The sequence below is a fragment of the Vreelandella sulfidaeris genome (assembly GCF_042429665.1).
In the GTDB taxonomy this organism is placed as follows: domain Bacteria; phylum Pseudomonadota; class Gammaproteobacteria; order Pseudomonadales; family Halomonadaceae; genus Vreelandella.
The window spans coordinates 51639-70767 of sequence record NZ_JBHMAC010000012.1; the positions used below are offsets into that span (position 1 = coordinate 51639).

Annotated in this window: 19 protein-coding genes and 1 pseudogene; 12 read left to right on the forward strand and 8 right to left on the reverse strand. The window is 52.2% G+C overall.

The genetic code is table 11. The features are described from left to right. Positions 1-291: 291 nt before the first annotated feature. A complete protein-coding gene (locus ACFFLD_RS13835; protein ID WP_232774881.1) occupies positions 292-1053 on the reverse strand; it encodes a ZIP family metal transporter in 762 nt (253 codons plus the stop codon). A gap of 141 nt (positions 1054-1194) precedes the next feature. Beyond that, a complete protein-coding gene (locus ACFFLD_RS13840; RefSeq protein ID WP_240720508.1) occupies positions 1195-2091 on the reverse strand; it encodes a cation transporter in 897 nt (298 codons plus the stop codon). Between the two features lie 98 nt (positions 2092-2189). Between ACFFLD_RS13840 and cadR the strand changes: the two genes are divergently transcribed. Next, positions 2190-2597 (forward strand): Cd(II)/Pb(II)-responsive transcriptional regulator, encoded by a 408-nt coding sequence (gene cadR / locus ACFFLD_RS13845; protein WP_240720518.1) that lies wholly within the window; start codon positions 2190-2192, stop codon positions 2595-2597. A 93-nt stretch (positions 2598-2690) separates the two neighbouring features. On the opposite strand, the gene ACFFLD_RS13850 is transcribed toward cadR, so the two are convergent. The 3 genes from ACFFLD_RS13850 to ACFFLD_RS13860 all read right to left on the reverse strand — a co-directional run bounded on the left by ACFFLD_RS13850 (position 2691) and on the right by ACFFLD_RS13860 (position 5372). After that, positions 2691-3680 carry a M23 family metallopeptidase gene (locus ACFFLD_RS13850; RefSeq protein WP_240720507.1) on the reverse strand — a complete coding sequence of 330 codons (990 nt, stop codon included), beginning with the start codon at positions 3678-3680 and terminating at the stop codon, positions 2691-2693. Next, positions 3680-4357, reverse strand: a complete 678-nt coding sequence (locus ACFFLD_RS13855; protein WP_159340875.1) for a DsbA family protein — start codon at positions 4355-4357, stop codon at positions 3680-3682. Before ACFFLD_RS13855 ends, ACFFLD_RS13850 begins: the two co-directional genes overlap by 1 nt. Before the next feature lie 100 nt (positions 4358-4457). Next, positions 4458-5372 (reverse strand): cation diffusion facilitator family transporter, encoded by a 915-nt coding sequence (locus tag ACFFLD_RS13860; RefSeq protein ID WP_240720506.1) that lies wholly within the window; start codon positions 5370-5372, stop codon positions 4458-4460. 204 nt (positions 5373-5576) lie between these two features. Here ACFFLD_RS13860 and ACFFLD_RS13865 point away from each other — a divergent pair, with 204 nt between their 5' ends. Beyond that, entirely contained in the window at positions 5577-6497 is a 921-nt protein-coding gene (locus tag ACFFLD_RS13865) for a bile acid:sodium symporter family protein (protein WP_240720505.1), read from the forward strand. A gap of 375 nt (positions 6498-6872) precedes the next feature. On the opposite strand, the gene ACFFLD_RS13870 is transcribed toward ACFFLD_RS13865, so the two are convergent. Together ACFFLD_RS13870 and ACFFLD_RS13875 are read right to left on the reverse strand one after the other, a co-directional pair. Further along, positions 6873-7313, reverse strand: coding sequence for a DUF411 domain-containing protein (locus tag ACFFLD_RS13870; RefSeq protein WP_240720504.1), 441 nt, complete (start codon positions 7311-7313; stop codon positions 6873-6875). A 13-nt stretch (positions 7314-7326) separates the two neighbouring features. After that, positions 7327-7461 carry a hypothetical protein gene (locus ACFFLD_RS13875; protein ID WP_268762349.1) on the reverse strand — a complete coding sequence of 45 codons (135 nt, stop codon included), beginning with the start codon at positions 7459-7461 and terminating at the stop codon, positions 7327-7329. A gap of 538 nt (positions 7462-7999) precedes the next feature. Here ACFFLD_RS13875 and ACFFLD_RS13880 point away from each other — a divergent pair. Together ACFFLD_RS13880 and ACFFLD_RS13885 are read left to right on the forward strand one after the other, a co-directional pair. Next, complete coding sequence (locus ACFFLD_RS13880; protein ID WP_159340858.1) at positions 8000-8371, forward strand: copper resistance CopC family protein; 372 nt, start codon at positions 8000-8002, stop codon at positions 8369-8371. 51 nt (positions 8372-8422) lie between these two features. Beyond that, a complete protein-coding gene (locus ACFFLD_RS13885; protein ID WP_240720503.1) occupies positions 8423-9280 on the forward strand; it encodes a copper resistance D family protein in 858 nt (285 codons plus the stop codon). Positions 9281-9424: 144 nt separating this feature from the next. Here the strand turns inward: ACFFLD_RS13885 and ACFFLD_RS13890 are convergent. Continuing rightward, a pseudogene (locus tag ACFFLD_RS13890) lies at positions 9425-10264 on the reverse strand (IS5 family transposase). Positions 10265-10463: 199 nt separating this feature from the next. Between ACFFLD_RS13890 and ACFFLD_RS13895 the strand changes: the two are divergent. The 8 genes from ACFFLD_RS13895 to ACFFLD_RS13930 all read left to right on the forward strand — a co-directional run bounded on the left by ACFFLD_RS13895 (position 10464) and on the right by ACFFLD_RS13930 (position 18731). Beyond that, entirely contained in the window at positions 10464-10997 is a 534-nt protein-coding gene (locus tag ACFFLD_RS13895) for a cupredoxin domain-containing protein (protein WP_386036791.1), read from the forward strand. Positions 10998-11011: 14 nt separating this feature from the next. Then, positions 11012-11677 (forward strand): response regulator transcription factor, encoded by a 666-nt coding sequence (locus tag ACFFLD_RS13900; protein WP_306420934.1) that lies wholly within the window; start codon positions 11012-11014, stop codon positions 11675-11677. Continuing rightward, positions 11664-12998, forward strand: a complete 1335-nt coding sequence (locus ACFFLD_RS13905; RefSeq protein ID WP_386036795.1) for an ATP-binding protein — start codon at positions 11664-11666, stop codon at positions 12996-12998. The genes ACFFLD_RS13900 and ACFFLD_RS13905 overlap by 14 nt, the downstream gene beginning before the upstream one ends. 68 nt (positions 12999-13066) lie before the next feature. Beyond that, positions 13067-14944, forward strand: a complete 1878-nt coding sequence (locus ACFFLD_RS13910; RefSeq protein WP_386036798.1) for a copper resistance system multicopper oxidase — start codon at positions 13067-13069, stop codon at positions 14942-14944. Positions 14945-14953: 9 nt separating this feature from the next. Further along, the gene (locus ACFFLD_RS13915) at positions 14954-15724 is read left to right on the forward strand and encodes a copper resistance protein B (protein WP_240720563.1); all 771 of its coding nucleotides are present in this window, start codon (positions 14954-14956) and stop codon (positions 15722-15724) included. Between the two features lie 132 nt (positions 15725-15856). After that, positions 15857-16273 carry a hypothetical protein gene (locus ACFFLD_RS13920; protein ID WP_240720564.1) on the forward strand — a complete coding sequence of 139 codons (417 nt, stop codon included), beginning with the start codon at positions 15857-15859 and terminating at the stop codon, positions 16271-16273. 198 nt (positions 16274-16471) lie between these two features. Continuing rightward, positions 16472-17230 carry a glutaredoxin gene (locus ACFFLD_RS13925; RefSeq protein ID WP_240720565.1) on the forward strand — a complete coding sequence of 253 codons (759 nt, stop codon included), beginning with the start codon at positions 16472-16474 and terminating at the stop codon, positions 17228-17230. Positions 17231-17393: 163 nt separating this feature from the next. Further along, complete coding sequence (locus ACFFLD_RS13930) at positions 17394-18731, forward strand: APC family permease (RefSeq protein WP_035556027.1); 1338 nt, start codon at positions 17394-17396, stop codon at positions 18729-18731. Positions 18732-19129 lie beyond the last annotated feature (398 nt).

A 19129-nucleotide genomic window follows, 5' to 3' on the forward strand; every position in this document is an offset into this window, starting at 1 on the left:
ATACAGCATCGCTCCCGCCGCAAAGGCCAATCCCCAGGGAAGCAACGCTTGTGACATGCTGACGACCCCAGCGTCTAATAAGCCACCCAATGGCTCAACAAGCCCCGTAAGGGTGGCAATCGTCCATGACCGCCAACGTGAATAGCCCACGCTTGGCATTCTTGCACATCAACCCATTCGGCGGGACTGACCTGGGGGGAAAGTGAATATTTATGTCCACGACTAGGTGCACCGTAAACAGGGGCTGCTTCGTGGGTCAGCACGACAGGAGCTTTATTGGAGAGCTGTACATTAGCCTTGTGACACAACCCCTTCCAAGCCTGCCGATACCAGAACGAACAGGACAAAGCCGCCTATGAAGGCCAGCGGCGAGACGTGGGTATCTTCTCCGCTCTCATGAGCCTCGGATATCATGTCCTCGATGGCAGCGACCGTGAGAAGGCCTGCCGTGAACGTCAATGCCGCTAGCTTGAACGCTTCCGGTAGGTCCCTGAGCACGAAATAAGCGAAGATGGCTGCCGAGAGTACGGGAACCGCCAAGGAGGCAGAGATCAGCAAGCGCTTGCTGCGGGGAATTCCTTTGTCTTTCATGTTGGCGATCATCGCGAACCCCTCAGGGCCATCCGCGAGCACCTGCCCCGCCGCCAGTATTATCGCGACCGACGGTGAGACCGCCGACCCCGCCCCGATCAGGAGGCCATCGCTGAACAGGTCGATGGACACGGCGATATAGATCATCCAGACACTCGTCTGACTGCCTTCTTTCTGCTGACCTTGCCGCTTCTGGAGACTCTCAACGAGCTTCTCAAGGCCTACGTAAACAATGCCACCCAGCGCGAAAGCGAGGGCGATTAGCCAGGCTGAAAGGCTCTCCAGCACACGTGGCATGATTTCCACCGCCACCACCGCAATGACGAGGCCGGCAGCACCGTGAAGGGCGTAATTGAGACGGCGCCCTGTCGTTCGGGAGGCCTCCGCAGCAAGCCCGCCACTGAAGTTTCCCAACGCGGGCAACAGCGCCAAGCCGAGTACCAGCCAAATACTATCCATCATCTTCCTTCCTTGGTAGATTCCTAGATACGCTGCCTTACTAGTTCCGGACCTCACGCTACTCGTAGTCGTTCAGGCCTAGCGCACTTGTACAGCCACTTTGATTAAGTGTCCCAGGCATCGATAGCTGCATACCGTGCAGCCTTATGCCTTGAGCGCTAGGATGCGCCGGGCGCCGTTGAGGACGATCAGGCCCACGATGGTACCGATAATCAGGTCAGGGTAGCTAGACCCCGTCCAGGCGACCAAGGCACCGGCGGTGATGACACCCATGTTGATCAGCACATCATTGGCCGAGAATATCCAGCTTGCCTTCATATGTGCGCCGCCCTCGCGGTGCTTGGATATCAATAGCAGACAACTGGTATTGGCGATCAACGCGACGAAGGCGATGGCCATCATCATCAGCGATTCAGGCTCACTACCGAATACAAAACGTCGCAACACTTCGACGAGCACGCCGATAGCCAAAATCAGTTGCAGTACCCCAGCCAGATGCGCGGCACGTATCTGCATCTTCGCACTGTGCCCTACGGCATAGAGGGCCAGGCCATAGACAGCTGCATCGGCAAACATGTCCAGGGAATCAGCGATCAAGCCGGTAGACTGGGCGATCAGGCCAGCAGTCATTTCCACCACGAACATGAGCGCATTGATGCCGAGCAACACGCGCAGGGTGCCAGACTCCTGCGTCGCAGAAGCCGCCGAGCTCTCAGCGGCCCTAATTGTCTCTGGGTCGGCAATGACAGTTTCCTGAAGAGAAGCACCTAGCCCCAAGGTTGCCAGTTTCGCGGTAATGGGCTCAGCCTCACCGTCATGTACGACCTCCAACCGGCGGTTCGACAAGTCAAATGACAGCGTTTGAATCTCATCAAAGCCATTCAGCGCCAAGCGGATCATCCGTTCTTCTGAAGGACAATCCATCTTCGGCACGGCATACACACTGACATACTTCCCTGACGCTTCGGAGGAGATCGGCATATCGGTATCCGTTGCAGACGTTGCGTCGCAGCCACATGGGTCACCACCGGTTTTACTCACGGTACGGCTCCAGTTAGCCAACATAGATTATTATCATTTAAAACTATATAGTCACTATAAGGTCAATAGGACAGATGATCCGTTGGGGAGTAAACATGATGCGCATTGGTCAGTTAGCCCAGATAGCGGGTATCGACACGCAGACGATCCGCTTCTATGAAAAACAGGGGCTGTTGCCGCTGCCAGACCGCCAGCAGAATGGTTACCGCATTTATAACGAGAAGCATGGTGAGCGGCTTGCCTTTATCCGTCGCTGTCGAATCCTTGATCTGTCTCTGACAGAGATTCGCGAGCTACAACGCTATCAGGACGACCCTCACCAGCCGTGTACTGCCGTCAACGCAATGCTCGATGAGCACATCTCTCATGTGCAATCGCAGATAATCGCTCTGCAAACGCTTGAGAAACATCTCGTTTCACTGCGAGCATGTTGCAATGATGATCGAGAAATTGAAGCGTGTGGCGTTCTTGCCGGAATTAGCGAAGGAAATATGTACTCACAGTAGGCTCAAGCATCAACCAGATATTCCGATGAGAGGTCGGTTTGCCTCACTCTCATGCAAAGGTGACACCCACCATTTAATCCACTTATCCAAATTTTATTGCTCGTTAAGTGAAATCAGATCGTAAATAGAAACCGTACCGATAGCTTGTTCCAAGCGATCTCTTGCCTCGTAAAGTGATACTTGATATTCACTTTGAGTCGGCTGTTTGCCTAGCATGATGCGTTGACCTTGACCAAGGGGATCAACAGGCTGGTCATTGACTCTCACTTCGTAATGCAGGTTGGGACCCGTGGCGACCCCGGACGAACCTACCTCTCCGAGCGACTCTCCCGCATTAACTAAATCCCCAACCACTAGCTGTGGGGAAAATCGGCTAAGGTGTGTGTAGCGACTAATGGCCCCTGTGTCGTGTTCCACCTCGATCACCTGCCCGTATCCCCCTTGGCGCCCCATAAAGGATACGCGCCCAGGTGCGGTAGCAATGACTGGCGTTCCCGTTGGTGCAGCCAAATCAATTCCATTATGAGGGCGCATCCCTCCATACACAGGATGTCGCCGATTCCCAAAGCGAGACGTTAAGCGAGCACTAAGCACGGGCAACCGCAACGTGCTTAGCAGGGTATTGCTTTTGAAAAGAGCAACGTCCCCCTTTGGAGTGACCGGCCATATAACCTCTAAGGGCTCGGCCTGATCAGGCAGAGCGGCATAACTGAGGCGTGGTGGCCCAACACAGGTGCCGTCCTGGCGTCGATCTTCCTCCCACACTAATTGAATACGTTCCTTGTCTGAAAACTCCAGCGGTGCTGCGATAAACTCGCTGAGCAGTGTTTCCAGTTTACTGGCGAAACGCGTAGGGACACCTTCTGCTGCTAAAGCCTCGTAGAGGGTGGTATCAATGACGACATCACGCCCAAAGGTTAGGGTATCAACGCTATCGAGCGGTAATGTGCCTTCTTGCTCGCTAGCCGCCTGTAACCTGACAGGGCTAAGTTCAGACGGCGGCAATGACAGATGCGTTTGCCAATTGGCTTCGGCTAGCAAGGGGTAAAAGCCCACAAAGCCTAGTAACCACCAGCGCTGCATCACTGGCCATCCTCTTCCCCAGAGATCTCCGCTACTTCACTCTCAACGGCATCAATCAGCTCTTGCATACCAAAGGGATCTAAAGGCTCGCCATTGACAAAAAAGGTGGGTGTTTGGCGAATCTGATTGGCTCTGACATCCTCCATGTCTTGGTCAATCACCGCCTGTACCTCAGCAGAAGTCAGTTGCTCTTCAGCAGTCGCTAAATCAAGGCCCCCTTGGCTCGCGATATCGAGGATAGCGGATTCATCAAAACTGCCATGTGAGGCCCATTGATCCTGGCGAGCCAGCAGCCTCTCCAGTACCGGTTCAAAGACGCCCTGACGACGAGCAACTTCTAATACCCGAATGGCCTTATCAGATACGTCGCCGTGGAAAGGAGTGTAGCGCACGATGAGCCGCACTTTTTCTGGGTAGGTTTCCAGAATACTTTTTGTCAGGGGATAGAAAGCACGGCAGGCTTCGCAAGCCGGATCGAAGAATTCCACAATCGTTACCGGCGCGTCTTCTCGCCCCAAGATGGGGGAGTGTGAACGCACCAAGGAGTCCTCAGCCTGGACACCGCTCTCCTTTGCTGCCTGAGCTTGCATATCTAAGAGGGCAGGTTTTGATACGGCGACGATTGCAGCGGTTAGCATTAACGTACCGGCTAATATAAAAGACGCTTTTTTGAACATGTTTCTCTCTCTGTCTCAACGATGGGGTGGAAAAATAAGCCAATCGCTATGGGAGTAAGTCGCTCGCTACCTACCTGAGCCGGGAGTCGGCCTCGGTCTGTCACTCGTGCCCATATAGATTGGCATTTTGATGCGCGTGATCACTATGCTCAAACTCTAGGCTGGAATGAGCAATACTGAAGCGCATTTTAAGCTGCTCCTTGATCTCTGCTTTGACGGATTCAAGCTGCTGCCAGCCGGTTTCTGTCAGAACCACGTGGCAGTCAAGGGCTGCCATGTTTTCCTGCATCTGCCATAGATGCACATGGTGAATATCCTGGACTCCCTCGATATTTCGGACGGTATCAATGACTGCCTGCCCGTCAATGTCCGGTGGAGATCCCAGCATTAGCGTACGGATAGGGCCACCAATTTCAGAGAAGGCTAGGTAAAGAATATATAGCGCAATCCCTATCGTGATCGCGGGGTCTACCCAGCGCATGTCGTACAGTAAAATAAGCGAACCACCGATAATCACGGCGATGGAGGCAAACGCATCCGATAAGTTATGCAGAAAAAGGGCGCGGATATTGACACTCTCTTTTTGCATTGACCACGTGAGCACGGCGGTAAGGGCATCGACGACAAGCGCGACGCCACCAATAATCACGATCGTCCATCCCTCTATTTCAGGGGGATCGATCATCCGCATAGCGCCTTCGTAAATCAGGTAGACGCCGACAATAATGAGGGTGGTGTAGTTGATGAGTGCTGCCACTATCTCGATGCGACCATAGCCAAAGGTCATGTGCGCATCGGCGGGCCGTCTGGCGATTTTACGAGCGGCAAAGGCAATGACTAACGCTGCCATGTCTGAAAAGTTATGTAACGCATCAGCGATCAGCGATAAGCTTCCCGCCATAATGCCACCGACGATTTGAGCGATGGTTAAGAGCCCATTGGCCCAAATGGAGATGCTGACGCGCCGGTCGCCAGAGGCAGGATCAATGTGGGGATGATCATGATGATGTCCCATCTGTTAGCTTCTCTCGAATTATCTGTTCTTGGTACTATAAAACCTCTAGCAACTAAAGCTTCAACCCTTGAGCATTGTCTATTTGTATCGCTGGATTGGGAAGCACGTCCCTTGCTCCCAAGCAAGTCATGGCGTGCTGGGCCGAAGTGATCATGTTTTAGGTACGGAGCTCAATCCACTTCTACCGGTAACGTCCAATCCACCATGAGTAGATTCATTTATTTTGTCGAGGCGCACCTTGTCTGGTTTGTGATGTTCGTCGCGGGGGTAGGCTTACTCTTTCCAGCCACCGGAATAATGCTTGAGTTCGCGATTGGGCCATTACTGGCGTTACTGATGTTGATCATCAGCCTCACGTTCGACGCGCATGCAGTTCGCATCGTGTTCCGTAAGCCATCGCGGCAGTTGTTGGCATTGGGGCTGGTCTATGGGCCTATGTCGATTGCCGGGTGGCTAACGGGCCGTCTATTTTTTGGAAGCGGCCCGCTGGCTGCTGGCCAAACCTTGCTCGGCACTCTGCCGACGGATGTGTCCTCTCCTCTTTTGGTACTGATGGCGAAAGGCAATGTGGCGCTTGCCGCTGTTTTCAACGCAGTCAACACCGCGTTATGTCCGTTTATTGTGCCCTTCCTGTTTTTATGGCTCACCGGCCTCCAGTTGGACGTGCCGCTTGGTTCAATTATTCTTGAATTAACACTAATCGTGCTTGTCCCCACCGTGATTGGTGTCAGCTTGCGGACAAAGTTTTCGGCCTTTTTTGCACAGCATGATTCAGCGTATGCAGGGATAGGGTCGATTCTGTATCTGCTGATCCTACTCGCCGTGGTAGGTCCGAATGCCACCACGATCATTGGTTATGGCTGGTATGCATTTGTGATTGCGGGGGCGGCCCTGTGCCTCAATTTGATTGGGTATCTTGTAGGAATGGCCTCACGGTTACTTACCTCCGATCGCAAAGAGGTGATCACCTATCTTTTCACTGTCAGTAAAAAGGAATTCAGCATTGCCGCAGCGTTTGTCGCTGCTTCCGGTTTGCCATCAGAAATCGCGATTCCAGCCGCTTTTTTTGCAGTGATTCAAATGATCACTTCGCCCATCGCAGCGAAGATTCTCGCCCGCCACTGAAGGTTGGCAGTATGACGCTTCACCAGAAGTGCACCTGGCATCTGGTTTGCGCGCAGGATGCTCTTACCAGCAATACGGCAATAGCCTAATGTGGCACATAGCACCTTCGCTGAGTCACCGTGCCCAATACCGACCTTGTTAAAAGCATTCCTCACCGAGGCTTCGCAGGGTATCTGTTCATTTTTGGATTTAGGGTGCTTAAAAGTATCAGCGAACCCTGGGAAAGGCCCCGCCAATTTCTGGATGATTTCTTGAACATGTCGCACGTTAGAGAGCGTCTGACGCAACCAATTTTCAAATCATCTCGAAACACACCTGGTGCTTAACAAACATCTCATGTAGTACAAGAGGTCTAATTATGTCATCCAAAACCTACTACAGCGTCATAAACGCCTTGTCTTCTTGATCCGTAAAGGAATACACGTCATAGGGCGCTTCCTGAGGCCCTGGCATCCCCGGTGTACCGATGGGCATACCTGCTAGGCCAATGCCGTCTGCATCAGGCTGTTGCTCAAACAGCGCCTGTACGGCTTCCATCGGAACGTGGCCCTCAATCCAATACTCGCCGATTTCGATGGTATGGCACGATCCAAGACCATAGGGAACACCCGCCTGTTGTTTGATATCACCCAGCTCGACGTCATCAATAATGGTTACGTCTACGCCAAGTTCCTCAAGATGGCGCGCATATTCGTCACAACAGCCGCACTGGGGGTTCTTATACAGTGTCGCCTCTGGCGGTAACGCCGCTTGAGCGGAGACCGTCCCAATTAGCATGAAACCCGAGAGCAAAAGTTTGGTGGTCATATGTTGCATTAATTTCAACTCCTTAATGTGAACGACTGAAGAGGTACTTGGCCAGCGACGCGATCGCCAAGCCAATTAATAACAGCATAGCCAGGGGCATCAACCAGTCTAACCACCCCATTGACCCCATAAAAGCAAAGCATTCCGCGTTCATCATGACATCACTCCTGATTTATGCCTTGAGCAAAGATGGCGCTACTTAAGACACTGAGGATTGCAGCCCCACCAATAGCAAAGTTCATCGTGTGCTTAACCATGATATTTCCTCTCATCATGTTGCTGATCGAGACATTGCCTTATCCGATAAAAATGGAAGAAGGCAGAGTTAGCTTTTGTTATAAGCCTACAACCTATAGGTAGCCCAAAGGTAAAGAAGAAACTGATCCCAAACGCTAGATTTGTCACAGGTCATTTTTTCCGCCATTTTCAGCTCTGTTTCAGGTTGGTACGCTATAACACCGACTCAGTTCCATGAAGAAGAGCGCGTACAAATGCTGCTCAAATACATCTCCACCCAAGAAGCGAAAACCCAGCAGCCAAAGAATTCCTGAATGCTCTCTTGGTTCTTTAAGAGCAAGATGCCATGTGCCTTGTTCGTCAAATAGGGCAAATGAACGATGTCTGAAGGCTCAACCGAATCAGATTTGAAGCCTCCGCGACGAACCATTCAAGCCTAAAAAATATAAGGAAACGGTATGCAAAAGAAGACGACTTCGCTCCCTATTATTCACGCTACCTTAGCAACGCTGTTGCTGTCGCTCGCAAGCCCAGTGTTGGCCCATGAAGGGGGCGCAAGCACTTCGCCTAAGGATGGCGTCACCATTCAGGATTCCCCAGCAGAGATTGGCATCGAGTTTGGTGGCATGATGCGCATCACCCAGTTTGAAGTGGCAGGCCCGGACGGCCCCGTTCCTCTTGATGGTCAGCCAGGCAGTGAACAGGTCGATCGCTACTTCGTAAAGCCCAGTGACATTCTTTCGGCTGGGGATTACCAGGTGCGCTGGCGTGGCCTATCGGATGACGGGCACATGATGTCTGACGGTTTTAACTTCTCGGTCGAGCCTTGACCCGTGGTCTGGTGGCCCTCAGTAAATAGCCTTGATGTCTGGACCGTCGCGATGATTCTCGTGGCGGCCGGGATTTACCTTAGTGCCCTAGTCGCGACGGGGGCCGTGTTGTTTCGTCTAGCGTTTCCCCGACTCCCTGATCACGACCGGAGGCGCGTCGCCCGCATGGGCATCTTTGCTGCCTGGGCGGGGGTCATTCTGATTCTGTTCCAGTGGCCTTTAGAAGCTGGTTACCTTGGGGGCGGCAATATCGCTGCTGCAACCAACCCAATGCTGCTCGGAATCGTGTTCGAGGGTGCGTCCGGGGTCCGACTAATACTGGCGGTAACTGGCTTGCTGCTGGTCCAGGCGATTCAGCTTAATAACTTAGCGCTCTCGAAATCAGCCAACAGCTTGAGCCTAGTAGGCGTGTTACTGGTGATGCTGGCTTTCGTGCAGGTGGGGCATACAGTAAACACCCCACGCCTCGTTCTAGCTGGCTTGCTGATCGTTCACCTGATGGCGGCAGCATTCTGGGTGGCCTCGCTGTGGCCGCTGTTCCATTTAGTGGGACGGGGTCACAACCAGGACAATACCGCCCACATTCTGACCCGTTTCGGGAAACTCGCTATAAGCGGAGTCGGCTTGTTGGTACTGGCGGGCGTCACGTTGGCCACGCTACTAGCAGGCGGTCTCACGCCACTGCTCACCACGGCATATGGACAGTTCTTGATTGGCAAGGTATTGATTGTGGCGGTGCTACTGTTATTTGCTGCCGCGAACAAGTGGCGGCTTGTTCCGGCCTTTGAGAACGGCGACGCAACAGCCCCAAGACGGTTACAGAGAAGTATTGCACTGGAGATGGTGCTGGTCGCGGTTATCTTGTTGATCACGGCGGTGCTGACAAGAGTGTCATCACCGAATGGGTGACTAACAGGTCAACCACCTTGTTGAGCCATTCCAGAGATCGACCATTAACGTCGCCTTCTTGTGGGCCGTACTCTGAGGTTTAGGCGGAGGCTGCCATAGGCAATTGCACCAAAAAGACGAAAAGTCATTGCTGCAGCGTTGACTCTAGGTTTTGTATGAAAAGTTGGCTCGCAAGCAACGATCGATGCACATGACGCATACCATCGCTCTAAAGCTGCTGGCTAATTTTCATAGCGTGTGGCGATTCAGCGTAGCTCATTCAGCCAACCAAAGCAGCGCTCTACCGCATTGCGTTGCCGATACTTATATTTATCAAACCGTCTTGGCAATCCCGGGCGGGCTCTTCGATGCATATTCCGTTGAGCTATAACGGGCTTCATACCTTGTCTGTCACAATAGTGGCGTAGCTCATCGCTGTCATAGCCCTTACCCACCACTATGTAGCGACTACGCTTGCGGGGCCGACCAGTTCTACCTCGTGGGTGGATCCTTTCTAAGATAGAGATGAATTGTCGAGAATCGGCCTGTTGGCCGGGTGACAAAGTGAAGGTCAAAGGCCAGCCGTGTCGGTCATATACCAAGTGAATTTTGTGGTTAATCCGCCGCGACTACAGCCAAGCGCATGATCTACCGGTTCTTTGAGCCCCCTTTTAGTGCCTCCAGCGGCAGCACGTTTTGCTCGAACTGAGGTGGCATCAATCATCCATGTATTCAAGTCCGAAAGGCCACCTTCACGCAGTTGAAGCTGCAGGCGGGCCAAGGGTGCCATCATCGCGCCACTGGCGGAAACGTTCATAGGCGGTAGACCAGGGGGCCATATAGTTCAGGTAAATCGCGCCATTTGGCACCCGAGCATAATATCCAGAAAATACCATTGAGCACTTGCCGGTCATCGCGTCTGGGCCTGCCCATGGTTTGAGGAGGCGAAACGATATCTTCAATCTGTGCCCAACCGTCATCAGATATCTCGTAACGTCCAACCATCGTTTTCCCTATGCTGCTATTGCATAGGGAAAGTTAGCAGATAAGACTTTTCGTACAAAACCTAATCAGGGGATCAGGATCCATCATCATGTTAGCAATGCTTTTGGGTAGCAGGTGATATTTTTACGTTAGGTTCAGGCTCGTTTCAGGTTAACACCGTATAAAGAACAAGTGACAATAACCTCTGAGGTAAATGACCATGCGCAAAATCTCCTTAACAACGTCTTTGTTTGCCCTTTCACTAAGCTTGATAACGAGTGCGGCATGGGCTTCGCCCGGCCAAGGCAGTGGTGACAATGGCCTAACCGAGGCTGACGTTGACCGCACGATCAGCCTCGACGCTGGCGATATGTGGTTCGACCCTGAAGCGCTAGAAATGGCGGCAGGGGAAGTGGTTAAATTTGAAATTACTAACACCGGCAATCTAGAACACGAATTTGTGATTGGTAGCAAAGAAGCCCAAGAAGAACATCGCCAGATGATGCTAAACATGGCCAATGGCGGAGGCCATGACATGTCGAATATGGCACACGGTGAAGGCCACGATATGTCCAATATGTCAAACGGCGATGGTCACGATATGGCCAATATGAGCATGGAAGGCGTCACCATTGCGCCTGGTGAGACTGGGTCTCTATTATGGCGTGTTCCTGATAATGTTAACGAGCTAGAGTATGCCTGTAACATTCCCGGCCATTACGAATCCGGCATGTACGGCAATTTTTCTCTCTAATCTGACGTATATCCATGAAACTGTTGCTACTTGAAGATGATGACTTGCTAGCGGAAAGCTTAGCAGAGAGTCTCAAAGACAACGGTTACCTAGTTGATTTGGCCGCTTCCTTGAAAGCGGCCAAGTCGCTGATGGCAACCGAGCATTATGAACTGGCGATCTTAGATGTCGGTTTGCCCGACGGCTCAGGGCTGGATCTGCTCGCCCAGTGGCGCAGGCAAAAACGCGACACGCCTATTTTGATCCTGACGGCCCGCGATACCTGGGAAGATAAAGTTGTCGGCCTTGAGACGGGGGCCGATGACTATCTCACCAAGCCCTTCCACGAAGCCGAACTGATGGCCCGGCTGAAGGCCTTGCTACGCAGGCCGTCTGGTCAGTTATCTCAAGTGATCACGCTTAACGGCGTTTCGTTGGATGGTGCTGGTCAACGAGTGTGTCTAGAAGGTGAAACGTGGCGTTCGCTCACGGCGACCGAGTTTCGGTTACTACGCTACTTAATGCTGCATCCTGATCGCATTCACTCGAAAGAGCAGCTACTAGAGCAGCTCTATGCATTGGATCAGGATGCCGCCGCGCCTAACTTGGTCGAAGTCTATGTCGCTCGTCTGCGTCGTTATCTAGGCAAATCCATTATCCAAACTCGCCGCGGCCAGGGGTATTTCTTTGCTTCACATTGATCGGCGCAGTTTACGTTTTCGACTACTCGCCTGGCTAGGCGGCGTGGCGCTATTCGTGGTGGTGACGACCTGGCTACTGCATGGCATATTGTTACAGAATCTTGCTCGGGATTTTTTGGGTGAGCGTCTTCAGCGCGAAGCCAATCATGCGGTCGCACAGCTAGAGCAGGATCAATCGGCTGTCCCGACTGCGCTAGACTCGGTTAGCCAAGGCTATCAAGTCTTTCATCATCTCTACGTACTCCGCTTTAACGGCTTGATCAGCGCTTCTGACCCACAGTGGCAACAACAGCTGGCACCGTTGCTAAATGAAAGCGGCGATGCCCTAATAGACGTGAATCGTGGAACGCAGCACATGCTCGTCTACCGACGTCATTTTGAGTGGCAGGGCACACAGGGTGTGCTGCTAGTGGGTGAGGATTTTTCTCAAGTAGAAGCAGGGCTTGCAACTTTGCACTGGTGGGTAGGTGGGATTGCCGCTGTGCTTTTAGGGATGCTCATCATACTCAATATGCTAGCGGTTAACCGTGGGCTCACGCCACTTTGGCAACTGCGTCAACAACTTGAAGCCTTGCGATCAGGCAAACGTGATCGCTTGTTATTAGTAGCCCCTTCCGAGCTAGATGAATTAGTCGACCAGTTGAACTGGTTTATGGATGATATCGATCATCGATTACAACGCTCGCGGGAATCAGTCGCCAATCTTTCTCATGCTTTAAAAACCCCGCTGGCAGCAATTACCCAAGTACTGCGCGGCAATCGGCCCATTGATGAAAACCGACGGCATAAACTGCTCAGTCGTATTGAAGATATTAACGCTCAGTTAGCTGCAGAGCTGCGTCGCTCGCGTATTGCAGGGCCTAACGCGGGTCGAATGGCGAACGTCACGCGAGATAGTTCACGACTCATCGAGATGTTCCGCAGCCTTTACCCTGAGCGTATCTTCAACCTCACCCACTCGGCAGGCGAGAAAGACCTAGTGCCTATTGAGGCTCACGACTTTTCTGAAATATTAGGCATCGTGCTCGATAACGCTGGCAAATGGGCGAATAGGTGCGTTAATTGCGATATTGCCGTCTCCGCTACCACACTCACGCTCACCCTTGATGATGACGGTTTCGGCGTTGCAGAAGAAGATCTTTCGCGCTTGGGAGAGCGTGGCACACGATTGGATGAACGCCGTCCCGGCTACGGCTTAGGCCTGTCGATTCTTGCGCAGTTAATTGCCCGCTACTCAGGGCACTCGCGTTTTGAGCGTAGTCCACTGGGTGGACTGCGCGTTACGGTTACGTTGCCTCTTGCAGTTGAAGTGATTAATTAATCACTTTTCAGCTTTGATTCAGCTTCTTCCATCAAGATGGTGCCATTCATCATTGATGGGAGTTACACATGGCACGCTCAAGCATCATTTCTCACCCGCTTTCTCGCCGGCAGGTCCTAAAAGGCGGCGCTGCCCTAGGAATAGGTTCCGCTGCGGCAATGGGATTAACCCCCGCCTGGGCAAACCCCTGGGGCCGCAGCAATGTCTACGCGCAGGGCGTTGAAGAAGGGCCCGAGGTATCGCTGGCGATCCGCCGTGAATCGTTGCCTATTGACGGACAAGAAGCCCAACCAATTACCATTAACGGTACCAGTCCTGGCCCGCTGATTCGCTTACAAGAAGGGCAGGACGCGGTGCTTCGCGTCACTAACCTGCTTGATGAACCTACTTCTATCCATTGGCATGGCCTCATCCTACCGCCGGAAATGGATGGTGTGCCTGGTGTCAGCTTTGCCGGTATCGCCCCTGGTGAAACTTTTACCTATCGTTTCCCTGTCAGGCAGAACGGCACCTACTGGTACCACAGCCACTCAGGTCTGCAGGAACAGCTAGGCCATGCGGGGCCGCTGATTATCGACGCCGCCGAGCGCGAGCCTATCCGTTACGACCGTGAGCATGTGTTACTGCTCACCGACTGGACCTTTGAAGAACCGATGTCGGTGTTCCGTAATCTGAAAACCATGGAAGGCTATTACAACTTCCAAGAGCGCACGATTGCTGATTTTTTCGCCGATGTACGCGAAAAGGGTTTCTCACAAACCGCCGAGATGCGCGGTATGTGGGCCCAAATGCGTATGAGCTCGCGGGATATCGCCGATGTCACCGGCAGCACTTATACCTACCTGCTCAACGGCCACTCCCCCCAGGAAAACTGGAACGCGCTGTTCAAGGCCGGTGAGCGGGTACGGCTACGCGTGATTAACGGTTCGGCCATGTCATACTTCGATGTCCGTATACCTGGCTTGAAGATGACCGTGGTGGCCGCCGATGGCCAACCGGTCCAGCCCGTCCCTGTTGATGAGTTCCGCATTGGCGTGGCGGAAACCTACGATGTGCTTGTTTCACCTGAAGACGACCGGGCATACACCATCTTCGCCGAAGCCATGGATCGCAGCGGCTATGCTCGCGCCACGCTAGCCCCACGTGAAGGCATGCAGGCGGAGATTCCTGAACGCCGTCAAATTGCCGACCGCGGTATGGAAGCCATGGGTGCCCACGGCATGGGTGGTATGGATCATTCTGGCATGTCAAATATGGAAGGTATGGATCACTCCAATATGCCGGGAATGAGCAGTGACGATGCTGGTATGGAAGGCATGGATCACTCCAACATGGAGGGAATGGATCATTCCAGCATGGCGGGGATGGACCACTCCAGCATGTCCAACATGCAAGGCATGGATCACTCTAATATGGGTGGCATGGCGGGTGAACAGGCGAAAATCGGCGAAAATGGCTTGCTCGTTGCCGGTGAGGCCCAGCCCGGCTCTCGCTACGACCAGGCGGGCATCGGCATCGACCCTGATGAACGTCGTGTTTTAGTCTACCGCGATTTAAAAGCCTTCACGCCATGGCCTGACCGCCGTGAACCAGGCCGTGAGCTTGAGCTGCACCTGACCGGCAATATGGAACGTTATATGTGGTCGTTCGACGGTAAGAAGTTTAGCGAAGTGACCGGCCCCATCCATTTTGAGAAAGATGAGCGACTGCGTCTTATCCTCATTAACGACACCATGATGGAGCATCCTATCCACCTCCACGGCATGTGGATGGAGCTGGAAAACGGCCAGGGTGAATTGATTCCGCGCAAACACACCCTGAATGTGAAGCCCGGCGAACGCGTGTCTGCGCTGATCACCGCTGACGCCGAGGGTAGCTGGGCGTTCCACTGCCACCTTCTCTATCACATGGATGCCGGTATGTTCCGCGTTGTTCAGGTTTCTTAAGGAGGCAGTATGAAAACCAAGCACTACTTAACCCTCGCCAGCGCCGCCCTCGGCATGGCCGCTGCCACGACTGCTCAAGCCGAAGACGGCTATGCTGCTCCCGATCATTGGCCCGCACCCACGGTAGAACACAACATGGGCATGGCGTTGTTCGATCGGCTTGAATACACCGTTCCCGACAAAGGCCAAGACGCCGTGGTATGGGACTTTCAAGGCTGGTATGGCGGTGATATCAACCGTGTTTACCTGAAGTCAGAGGGCGAAAATGTCCAGGGCGACGGCGAGGATGCTGAGTTTGAATCCCTGGAACTACTCTATAGTCGCCTAGTGGCTGATTTTTGGGAGTTACAGGGCGGCGTGGGTTACCAGGGTGGCGTCTTTTCCGATGACCACGCTGAGCGAACCTATGGCGTAGTGGGCCTACAAGGTGTGATGCCCTATGGCATTGAGACTGACGTTGCCATGCAAGTGAGTGAAGATGGCGACGTGGCTGCCAGTTTTGAGGGCGAATACGATCTGCGACTCACACAGCGGCTCTACCTACAGCCGCGCACCGAAATCGCCGTGGCCGCCAGTGAAGTGGAAGAGTTTGGCGTGGGCGAAGGGCTTAACTCGGTTCGTGCTGGCCTGCGGCTAGGCTATGAAGTCACCCGCCGCTTCGCCCCCTATATCGGTGCTTATTGGGAGAAAGAGTACGGTGATACAGCGGATCTATCCCGTGCCAGTGGCGATAACACGGAAGATACTGGAGTTGTTGCAGGTGTTAGACTGATGTTCTAACAACTCTGGTAATGGATAACTTTTAACGTCACCAAGTGGTGGCGTTTTTTTTATTTTTTTATTTTTAAATTCAGCTTCGTTTCAAAAACCACAGCTAATATAAACAAGTCATCAACCACTGGAGTAATTATCATGAAAGTTAAATCAATTATCTTTGGAACACTTGTAGCCAGCATTCTTTCAACACCTGCATTGGCTAACTTCGGCAATACAACCCAGGATCTGCCCCTACTTGAAAGAGGCGTCTCTTCTACACAAGTGCTTGCCCAGGGCCAATCAAAGCGTTTCAATATTAACATTGAACAAGCGACTACGCTGAAGGTGGCAAGCGAGCACTTTCCAGGCGCAACCAGCACTGGAAACCGTATCTCCGCTGTGCTTTATAATGCAGCGGGACAGCAGGTAGCAGAAGCATCCAGCCCACGTGGCCATTTTGAAATGGTCCGCCAACTGCAGCCAGGCAATTATCAACTTGAAGTGACAGGCAATGCACTGGGAGGTACTAAAGAAAATGACAATAACCGCTATGAGTTACATGTTGACTATTAATATATAGTCACTAATTTAAGATACAGGGCCAGCCTTTATGCTGGCCTTTTTATTTAACATATATTTCTATCGTTGCAGAAACCTATTCGTAACCGTAGCTAGAATTATTAAAATAAATGAGTAGGCTATACTTGCCTGTGTGTAGCACAAAGGTTCTATATTTTTAGTAAATACCATGTTCTTAGCGAAGGAAAATCAATGCCAACGTCAACACCCACTGCCTATGCACGGGTTTACCGGATGAAAACCGCTGAGCACATGTGCCCGTTCGGTTTGAAGACGGTTGATCTACTCAAGCGCAAAGGCTTTAAGGTCGACGACCACACCTTAACGTCTCGCGATGAAATCGATGCTTTCAAAGAACAGGAAAACGTCGACACGACGCCCCAGGTGTATATCGGTGACCAACGTATCGGTGGCTATGAAGAGCTGCGCAAACATCTGGGAATGAGCGTTCCCAATGCAAAAGAAACCACTTATCGGCCGGTAATTGCCATTTTTTCTACTGCGCTGCTGATTGGCTTGGCGATTAGCTGGGCTACTCAGGACACACTGTTTACTGCACGCATGCCGGAGTATGCCGTGGCCACGGCGATGGTGCTGCTGGGCCTGCAGAAGCTGCAGGATGTCGAAAGTTTCAGCAGTATGTTTTTGAATTACGACCTTTTGGCCCAGCGCTACGTGCCCTACAGCTATTTTTACCCCTACGCCGAGACAGTTGCAGGCATTTTAATGCTAGCTGGTGCGTTAATTTGGCTTGCAGCACCACTGGCACTATTTGTCGGTACGGTGGGGGCGGTCTCCGTCTTTAAAGCCGTTTATATCGACAAGCGTGAGCTTAAATGCGCCTGCGTCGGCGGCAACAGCAATGTGCCACTGGGTTTTGTGTCGCTAACCGAAAACCTCGTGATGATCGCTATGGGACTGTGGATGCCGTTGCGGATGTTGTTGGGGTAAGACCCGTACTCTTACGCCAAACCATGATATAGGTCAGTTAAATGACTGAACCATATTCAGGTTACGTTCAGCTAACTCAACCACACTTGGTGTTGAACTTATCCCACACTGGCCTAAGGCGGTGAACACGCACGCCTTAGGCTTAATCCATAGGAGTGTTTGCATGGCTGACCAGGATAGAACGCCACATTACGAAGAAGGAAGCCTCTCACTAATCGGTGCCGTAGCACTTGGCACTGGAGTAATGATCGGCGCAGGAATCTTTGCGTTAACTGGACAGATGGCGGAAATGACCGGCCCTCTATTTCCCCTAGCCTTTTTGGCTGCCGCGGTCATTGTCTCTTTCAGCGCTTACTCTTACGTCAAAATGTCCAATACTTACCCATCTGCCGGGGGGATTGGCATGTATTTGCAAAAAGCGTATGGCTCAACGCTCCCCACCGCTTTCCATGCGCTATTGATGTATTTTTCCATGGTGATTGCGCAGAGCTTTTTGGCGAGAACTTTCGGTTCTTACACGCTGGAGCTATTTGACCTGGGTGATCGCGCTGTGTTTGTGCCACTACTCGGTGTGGGCTTATTGCTCGCGGCTTTTTTGATCAATTTATCCACCAACAAGTTGATTGAAACAGTTGCCTCGGTGCTGGGCTTCATCAAAATTGGCGGCATCATCGTGTTTGGTGTTGTCGGTGTTTTTATTGCAGATTCTATCGACATGGGTACTGGCGGGGATGCGCCATCCCCAACCCTCTCAGGCTTCTTGGGCGCGACGGCGCTAGGTATTTTGGCTTTCAAAGGTTTTACGACCATTACCAATAGTGGCTCGGAGCTGAAAAACCCAAAGCGCAACCTGGGCAAGGCCATCATGATCTCCATCGCGCTATGTGTAGTCATCTATGCGCTTGTGGGCTTTGCGGTGGCCAGCAATCTTTCCTTGTCTGAGATTATCGAAACTCAAGACTATTCGCTGGCGGCAGCGGCTCGGCCCGCACTTGGTGAAGCTGCCGTTGGCTTTACCGTTGTTTTAGCCATGCTAGCCACAGCAGGCGGGATCATCGCCAGTGTTTTCGCCGTATCACGCATGCTAGCCATGCTGACTGAAATGAAATTGGTTCCACACCGCCACTTCCATATGCCAGGTAGCCTGCAAAAGCACACGTTGGTGTACACCATTGTGTTTGGCTTAATCTTGACTGCGTTTTTTGATCTTAGCCGTATCGCGGCGCTCGGCATTATTTTTTACTTGATCATGGATATCGCTATCCATTGGGGAGTGCTGCGCCATCTCAGGAAAAGTGTGGGCGCTAACGCGGTTATTCCAAGCATTGCCATTCTGCTAGATGTCCTCGTATTGAGTGGCTTTGTTTGGGTAAAAGCCACTTCAGATCCACTGGTACTTATCGTTGCCGCCGGATTGATGGCCGTGCTGCTCATCGGCGAATGGCTATTTCTTGCCAAGCGCAACAATTCAGCCGATAGCGAACAGTTTCATTCCCACTAACCACAACTGTACATGTGAAGAGCCCCGGATATTCTATATACCAGTTCGGCTCTTAAAGTAACGCCTTTCATACTCAACCGGTGACATGTTATCACTTGTGCTATATCAGTGACCTCAGGGCAGTACACCGTCATTTTGAACGGTTATTTAGAAATGTCGCATGTTAGGCCAATCTTGGTGTGAATCGCTGTGCTCGTGATCAATTACCTCTCTCATTCCTGCGTAATACAGGTCTCGAAGGGGGTGGGGCCAGGTGACCCAAAGCTGGCCCGGTGGGAATACTGCACACAAAGAAAATTTTCGCTTGGCGTCGGACAGTAGGGGGGATGTTGCATAGATAGAGGCGGTGCCTTGTCATTGTCACCAAAGCACGAGGGGGAATACTGCATAGATAACCA